The sequence below is a fragment of the Pseudoxanthomonas sp. LjRoot204_2 genome, from assembly GCF_056175765.1.
Window position 1 is genome coordinate 1 of sequence record NZ_JBGFFG010000184.1, and the last position, 6,668, is coordinate 6,668.

General features: G+C 67.8%; 7 protein-coding genes. 1 reads left to right on the forward strand and 6 read right to left on the reverse strand.

Translation table 11 applies throughout. The annotated features are described in order from the left end of the window. A partial coding sequence (locus tag AC04L7_RS10170) for a biotin/lipoyl-containing protein (RefSeq protein WP_475512936.1) occupies positions 1–980 on the reverse strand: 980 nt, incomplete at its 3' end. A gap of 13 nt (positions 981–993) precedes the next feature. Next, positions 994–2,421 (reverse strand): dihydrolipoyllysine-residue acetyltransferase, encoded by a 1,428-nt coding sequence (locus tag AC04L7_RS10175; protein ID WP_475512937.1) that lies wholly within the window; start codon positions 2,419–2,421, stop codon positions 994–996. A 275-nt stretch (positions 2,422–2,696) separates the two neighbouring features. Between AC04L7_RS10175 and AC04L7_RS10180 the strand changes: the two genes are divergently transcribed. Continuing rightward, on the forward strand, positions 2,697–3,455 hold the full coding sequence (locus AC04L7_RS10180) for a hypothetical protein (RefSeq protein ID WP_299345717.1): 759 nt from the start codon (positions 2,697–2,699) through the stop codon (positions 3,453–3,455). On the opposite strand, the gene AC04L7_RS10185 is transcribed toward AC04L7_RS10180, so the two are convergent. The 4 genes from AC04L7_RS10185 to AC04L7_RS10200 form a co-directional block, all read right to left on the reverse strand. After that, positions 3,417–3,971 (reverse strand): DNA-deoxyinosine glycosylase, encoded by a 555-nt coding sequence (locus tag AC04L7_RS10185; protein ID WP_436000543.1) that lies wholly within the window; start codon positions 3,969–3,971, stop codon positions 3,417–3,419. The two genes, AC04L7_RS10180 and AC04L7_RS10185, sit on opposite strands and share 39 nt — an antisense overlap. A 2-nt stretch (positions 3,972–3,973) precedes the next feature. Beyond that, the gene (locus AC04L7_RS10190) at positions 3,974–4,429 is read right to left on the reverse strand and encodes a DMT family transporter (RefSeq protein WP_296278983.1); all 456 of its coding nucleotides are present in this window, start codon (positions 4,427–4,429) and stop codon (positions 3,974–3,976) included. A gap of 61 nt (positions 4,430–4,490) precedes the next feature. Further along, positions 4,491–5,732, reverse strand: a complete 1,242-nt coding sequence (locus tag AC04L7_RS10195; RefSeq protein WP_436000546.1) for an MFS transporter — start codon at positions 5,730–5,732, stop codon at positions 4,491–4,493. A 141-nt stretch (positions 5,733–5,873) separates the two neighbouring features. Next, positions 5,874–6,668, reverse strand: a 795-nt coding sequence (locus AC04L7_RS10200; RefSeq protein ID WP_475512938.1) for a TonB-dependent receptor domain-containing protein, incomplete at its 5' end; no start/stop codon positions are given.

Below are 6,668 nucleotides of genomic sequence, written 5' to 3' on the forward strand. Positions count from 1 at the left end.
ACCTTGTCCTGCTTGAAGCTGCGGAGCTTGTCGATATCGATCTTCGGCTTGCCGAAGCTGATGCCGATGTCGTCCGAATGCGAGGCCTCGTCGATCAGCGCCGCCGCGTGCAGCAGCGCCTTCGASGGRATGCAGCCCACGTTGAGGCASACGCCGCCSAGKGTKKCGTAGCGCTCGAYCAGCACGGTGTCGAGACCGAGGTCCGCCGCGCGGAACGCCGCCGTGTAGCCGCCAGGGCCCGAACCGATCACGACGATGCGGCATTCGATGTCGGCCGTCTTGCCGGTGCCAAGCGCCGGCTTCGGCGCCGAGGTGGCCGGTGCGGCAGGGGCGGCGGGCGACGGCGTGACGGGAGCGGACTTGGCCGGCGCCGCGGCAGCGCCCTCGCCTTCCAGGATCGCGACGAGGCTGCCTTCGGCCAGTTCATCGCCGAGCTTGACCTTGATCTCTCTGATGACACCGGCCGCAGGCGACGGGACCTCCATCGTCGCCTTGTCCGATTCCAGCGTGACCAGGCCCTGGTCCTTCTTCACCGTGTCGCCGACGGCGACCAGGATCTCGATGACCGGCACGCCATCGTAGTCCCCGATGTCGGGCACCTTGGCTTCGATCAGGCCGCCGCCACCGGAGGCAGCGGGTGCTGCGACCGGGGCAGCAGGCGCAGGCGCGGCAGCCGGCGTCGGGGCCGGCGTTGCAGGGGCCGCAGGTGCGGCCGGCGCGGGTGCGGAGACGGCGGCGCCTTCGGCTTCCAGCACCGCCACGACGCTGCCTTCGGACAGCGCGTCGCCCAGCTTGACCTTGAGTTCCTTCACCACGCCTGCGGCCGACGAGGGCACTTCCAGCGTGGCCTTGTCCGATTCCAGCGTGACCAGGCCCTGGTCCTTCTTCACCGTGTCGCCGACGGCGACCAGGATTTCGATGACCGGCACATCGCTGTAATCGCCGATGTCGGGGACTTTGACTTCGATCGTGTTCGCCATGGTCTCGGYCTCCTTACAGCAGCACGCGGCGCATGTCGCCGAGCAGCTGGGCGAGATAGGCGGTGAAGCGCGCGGCAGCGGCGCCGTCGATCACGCGGTGGTCGTAGCTCAGCGACAGCGGCAGCATCAAGCGCGGCTGGAACTGCTTGCCGTCCCAGACAGGCTGGATCGACGACTTGGACACGCCGAGGATGGCGACTTCCGGTGCGTTGACGATGGGCGTGAAGGCCACGCCGCCAATGCCGCCCAGCGAGGAGATGGAGAAGCAGCCGCCGGACATCTCGGCCGGGCCGAGCTTGCCGTCTCGCGCCTTCTTCGCCAGTTCGCCGCTTTCCTGCGCGATCTCGTTGACGCCCTTCTTGTCGACGTCGCGGATCACCGGCACGACCAGGCCGTTCGGCGTATCGGCGGCAAATCCGACGTGGAAATACTTCTTCAGCGTGAGGTTCTCGCCGCTGGCATCGAGCGAGGCATTGAAGTCGGGGAACTTCTTCAACGCCGAGACGCTGGCCTTCATCAGGAAGGCGAGCATGGTCAGCTTGATGCCCGCCTTCTCGTTCTCCTTGTTCAGCGCCACGCGCAGCGCTTCCAGGTCGGTGATGTCGGCGTGGTCATGCTGGGTGACGTGCGGAATCATCGCCCAGTTGCGGGCCAGGTTGGCGCCGGAAATCTTCTTGATGCGCGACAGCGCGACGACCTCGGTCTCGCCGAACTTGCTGAAGTCGACCTTCGGCCACGGCAGCAGGTTGAGCCCGCCACCGGCGGCGACCGGCGCACCCGCAGCGGCAGGCGCCGACACGCCGCCGGCCAGCGCACCCTTGACGTACTTCTGCACGTCTTCCTTGCTGATGCGCCCACCGCGCTCGGTGCCCTTCACCTGATTCAGGTCAACGCCCAGTTCGCGCGCGAACAGGCGCACGGCCGGGCTGGCGTAGGCGACCTTCTCGGGGAGCACGCGGTCGGCGTTGAATTCGACCGGCGGCGTACGCGGCGGCGRGGCTTCCGGATCGATGCCCGGCTTGTCGTCCAGCACGCGCGAGGCGGCGGGCGCCACGGCGGGTGAGGCGCGCTCCTGCGCGATCTCGCGCTGGGCGATCTTATCCGGCGTCGGCGACACGGCGACCGGTTCGACCTTCGCGCCGGTTTCAGCCGTGGCGGTCGGTGAGGGTGCGGCGGCGGGCTTGGCCTCGGCAGCGCCTTCGCTGGTTTCGATCAGCGCCACCACGGCGCCTTCGGCGATCTCGTCGCCCAGCTTGACCTTGATCTCCTTCACCACGCCGGCGAACGGCGACGGCACTTCCATGGTCGCCTTGTCCGACTCCAGCGTGACCAGGCCCTGGTCCTTCTTCACCGTGTCGCCCACGGCGACCAGGATCTCGATCACCGGTACGCCGTCATAGTCACCGATATCGGGGACTTTGGCTTCCTTGATGTCGGACATGGCGTTACTCCGGTGCGGGCGTGAAGAAGGGAACCCCTATTGTGTCCGCAGTGGCGCGATGCGCCAACCACTCCTTCGTGTTAATTGCTGTCCCCGAGGGACATTGCGCCCCGTCGCGCGCGCAGTGGTATCCCTTTGGTCGGACGACGACGTAGCACGCGACCCCGCAATACGCACCCGCATTGTTCATCCGACATGTGCGTTCGCACGTATCTGGATGCGGCGTTCACGGGCCCACGCCTAGCATCGCCGCCCATCCCTTCCCGGAGGTTCCCATGCGCTGGCTCGTCCTGCTGTTGTCGCTCGCCATGCCCGTCGTGTCCTGGCTGTCACAGCAGGGTTCGTTCGGCCCCACCAATGGTGCGATCTCGGACCAATATCCGACGCTCATCGTGGCGGCCGGCTACGCCTTCGCCATCTGGGGCCTGATCTTCCTGTGGGACGTCGTGTTCGGCGTCTGGCAGGCGTTTTCGCGGCGGGTGGCGACGGCGCCTCTCGCCGGTGTGCGACCGTGGGCGGCGGGCGGCTTCGCGCTGACCGCCGTGTGGATGCCGGTGTTCTCGCAACAGCTGTTCTGGCTGGCGTTGTTGATCATCTGGGGGGCGCTGGCCTGCCTGCTGCGCTGCGCGGTGGCGCTTTCCGACGCGCGCACCACCACCCCGGGCCTCACTGCGTGGGCATGGGCGCCGCTGTCGCTGCATGCGGGATGGCTGTCGATGGCGGCCTTCCTCAACACCGCGCAGGTGATCGTGGCATACCGGCTGCTGCCGACCGACGCCATGCTGCCATGGACGCTGGTGCTGTTCGCTTTGGCGACCGCGCTGCTGTTGTGGGCGAACCATCGCATGCGCGGCAACCTGCTGTTTGCCGCGGCCGCGCTGTGGGCCTTGGCGGCGGTGTACGTGAAGCAGTCGGGCTGGACCGTGCCAGGCAGCGACACGGCCGCGGTGGTGGCGGTCGTCGTCGCGGTCGTGCTCGCGGTGCAGACCGTGTGGCTACGGGTCCGGCCGCAGTCCCGCCCCGCGTTGGGCTGAGTCTGCCAGCCACGGCGTCAGCACGCTCCACGCCTCGCACAATGCGGCCAGTCCCATCGCGGCATGCGCCGGGCTGGTCGATGGCAGCGCCACGCTCTGCACGCGGCGTTGCGATGCCGCTGGCCACTGCGGTTGCACATGGCGGCGGAACAGCGATGACGCCGTCGCGCCATTGAACGCGATGGCGCGCAGCCCGGACAGCGAGGCGATCAGTGGCACGATCGCGTTCGGTCGTTCGCTGCCGCGCACGATGGCGCTGTCCAGGCTGCCGGTGCGACGACATTCGCCGATCACGTCCCACAAACCGATGCCCGCGCGCTGGAGGGCCGCCAGTCGCACCTCGTAGGCGGCATCCGCCGCCACGCCCGTCAGCGTTTCCATCACCGGCCAGAAGCGGTTGCGCGGATGGGCGTAGTAGCGCGCCGCCTGCAGCGAGGCCGTGCCCGGCATCGATCCCAGTATCAGCACGCGGCAGTCCGGCGCGACCACCGGCGGCAGGCCGGTCAGCACGTCCATGCTCAGCCGCCGGCACCCTGCCAGGGTTTCACCACCAGTACCGCACCCGCTACCACCAGCAGAAGGCCGGCCATACGCACGACATCGACGGGTTGTCGTGGATGCAGCACGCCGAAGTGGTCCAGCACCACCGAACCCACCAGTTGTCCGGCCACCACAAGGCAGATCAGCGAGGCAGCGCCGAGCCGCGGCACGAGCAGGGTGGCGGAGGCCACGAACACCGCACCGATCACGCCACCGGTCCACGCCCACCACGGCACCTTGCCCAGTGCCGCGGGCACGAACACCGGCCGCGTCAGCAGCCACCACGCCAACAGCACGCCGGTGCCGACCATGAAGGACGCCAGCGACGCGAACACCGGGCCGAAGGTCTGTCGCCCGAGCGAGGCGTTGATCAACGCCTGCAGCGGCAGCAGCATGCCGATGAAGAGAGCCAATGCCACGCCGGTCGCATTCATGCGTCGTCTCGTCCAGAACAGGAGGGCGAACGATACGCCACGCGGCGTCAACGCGTTCGCATCACGCCACCGGAAGCATGCCGTTCCGCTTCGATACCGCACGCTGCAGCAGCGCCATCGACACCACCAGCAGCGCCATCGGCGCCAGCAGCAGGTAGAACGCGCGCGACCCGTCGAAATGCGCGAACAACTGTCCGGTGATGTACGAACCGGTGGTKCCGCCGAGCGCCGAGAACACCACGATCAAGCCCGTCATCGCCGCATGCCGCGCCTTCGGCAGCGCGCTCAGCACCACCGAATTGATCGCCGGGTAGATCGGCGCCATCAGCAGGCCGATCAACGGAAACACATAGGCGGCCAGCGGCACGTTCCACCACGTCATGCCTTCGCGCGGCTGCACGTTCGCGGCCAGCGGCAGCGCCACCAGCACCAGCACCGCCATCGCGACCACGCACCCGCTCAGCAACCAGAACCAGGGCACGCGCCGCAGCAGCACGCCGCCACCCAGCCGGCCCAGCGCCAGCGACCCGGCGAAAATGCCGGCCGCCTGCACGCTGAGCGTCGTGGGCAGGTACAGGATCTCGCGGTTGAAGGTCGGCAACCAGGTGTTGATCGCCTGCTCCATCAACACGTAGAGGAAGGCGGACACCAGGAACACCGCCACCAGCGGCAACGCCAGCAGGCGGAACATGTCGACGAAGGACTCGCCCGCCGCATGGCCATCCTGCGCGGCGCGTTCGTCCAGCGTGCAGGTCGCCAGCAGGACGACCACCGCCACGCACAGGGCGGCGAGCACCCAATAGACGTCCAGCCACGCCGGATCGCCCGGCACCTCAGCATTGATGAACGCGGCGAACAGCCACGCGCTGCCCAGGATGCCGACCATGAACCAGCCTTCGACCGTGCTGGTCAACGCGGCGTGTCCTTTCGCGTCCTCGGTCAGCAGGCCGATGCTGGAGTACACCGACACCTTCACCAGCGCGAACGACACGCCGACCGTGGTGAACAGCAACTTGGTCGCCCAGAACGCATGCAGCAGCGGCATCGCGGCGCAGGCAAGCGCGACCAGCGACAGGCCGAGCATCATCGCGCGGCGATACCCCAGCCTCGGCAGGAACGAGGCCACCAGGAACGACGTGACCGCGATCGGCAGGTCCTTGAACGCTTCCAGCAGGCTCGCATCGGCCTTGCTGATGCCGAAGCCCTGGATGGACTGCAGGATCACCGTGCCCACGGAGTTCAACAGCATGGCGAAGATCATGTAGGTCAGGATCATCGCCAGGATCATGCGGGTGCGCGTCATGGGCGGTACCGGTCGGTTCGTGCGCGACGTCAGCGCGGCCCTGCCGCGCGACGCCCAGTGCAAAGAGGATATCCGCCACCGCGCCGGGGAGAGACGGCGCGGCGGCGGAAGACGGCCCGCGCGAACACGGGCCGCGCTACATCACCAGCGGTAGGCGACGGAGGCCTGGTACGACGTACCTTCCAGCGGACGGCCCATGAACACGCCACCGCTGGTCGCATTGCCCAGCACGCGGGCATTGCCCTCGGTCAGCGCGATCTCGTCGGTGACGTTGCGGCCCGAGAAGGTGAACTCCCAGTGGTCGCCCAGGTGCGCGCTGGCACCGACGTCCCAGGTGTCGTACTTCGGCAGCACCTGGCCGTTGGCGGGATCCGAGTAGCGATCGCCCACGTGGGTGTAGGTGGTGAACACCTTCAGGTCGCCCCACGGCAGCGACCAGTAGTAGCTCGGCGTCAGCCGTGCGCGGAACTTCGGCTGGCGCACCACCTGGTTGCCGTCGAACGTGGAGAAGTCGCCATACTTGGCGCGCAGCCAGGTCGCGTTCCAGGCCAGCTCGAACCCACCGACCGGTCGCCACGCGCCCTCGAACTCCAGGCCACGCGCCTTCGAGTCACCGATGATGACGACGTTGTTGCCGTTGTTGTCGAACGCCTGGTAACGCAGGCCGGTGAAGTCGTTGTAGAACGCGGTGAGATACATCTCGTACGTCTCGCCGCCGGCCTTCAGGCCCAGCTCGTACTGGTCGATCTCGGTCTTGTTGTTGGCGCCGTCGCGCAGATTGTCGAACTGCGGGAAGGTGAAGCCCGAGTTGACGCGACCGAACAGGCTGACGCTGTCGTTGAGCGTGTAGTTCAGGCCCGCCGTCCACGACACGTCGCTGTCGTTCTGGTCGATGCTGCGCGGCGTGGTCGAGACCGAGGTGTTGTTGTCGTACAG

Excerpts from the sequence above, each read along its gene's own strand:
- AC04L7_RS10180 (WP_299345717.1), top strand. The coding sequence starts at position 2,697 with ATGCGCTGGCTCGTCCTGCTGTTGTCGCTCGCCATGCCCGTCGTGTCC.
- AC04L7_RS10185 (WP_436000543.1), bottom strand. The coding sequence starts at position 3,971 with ATGGACGTGCTGACCGGCCTGCCGCCGGTGGTCGCGCCGGACTGCCGC.
- AC04L7_RS10190 (WP_296278983.1), bottom strand. The coding sequence starts at position 4,429 with ATGAATGCGACCGGCGTGGCATTGGCTCTCTTCATCGGCATGCTGCTG.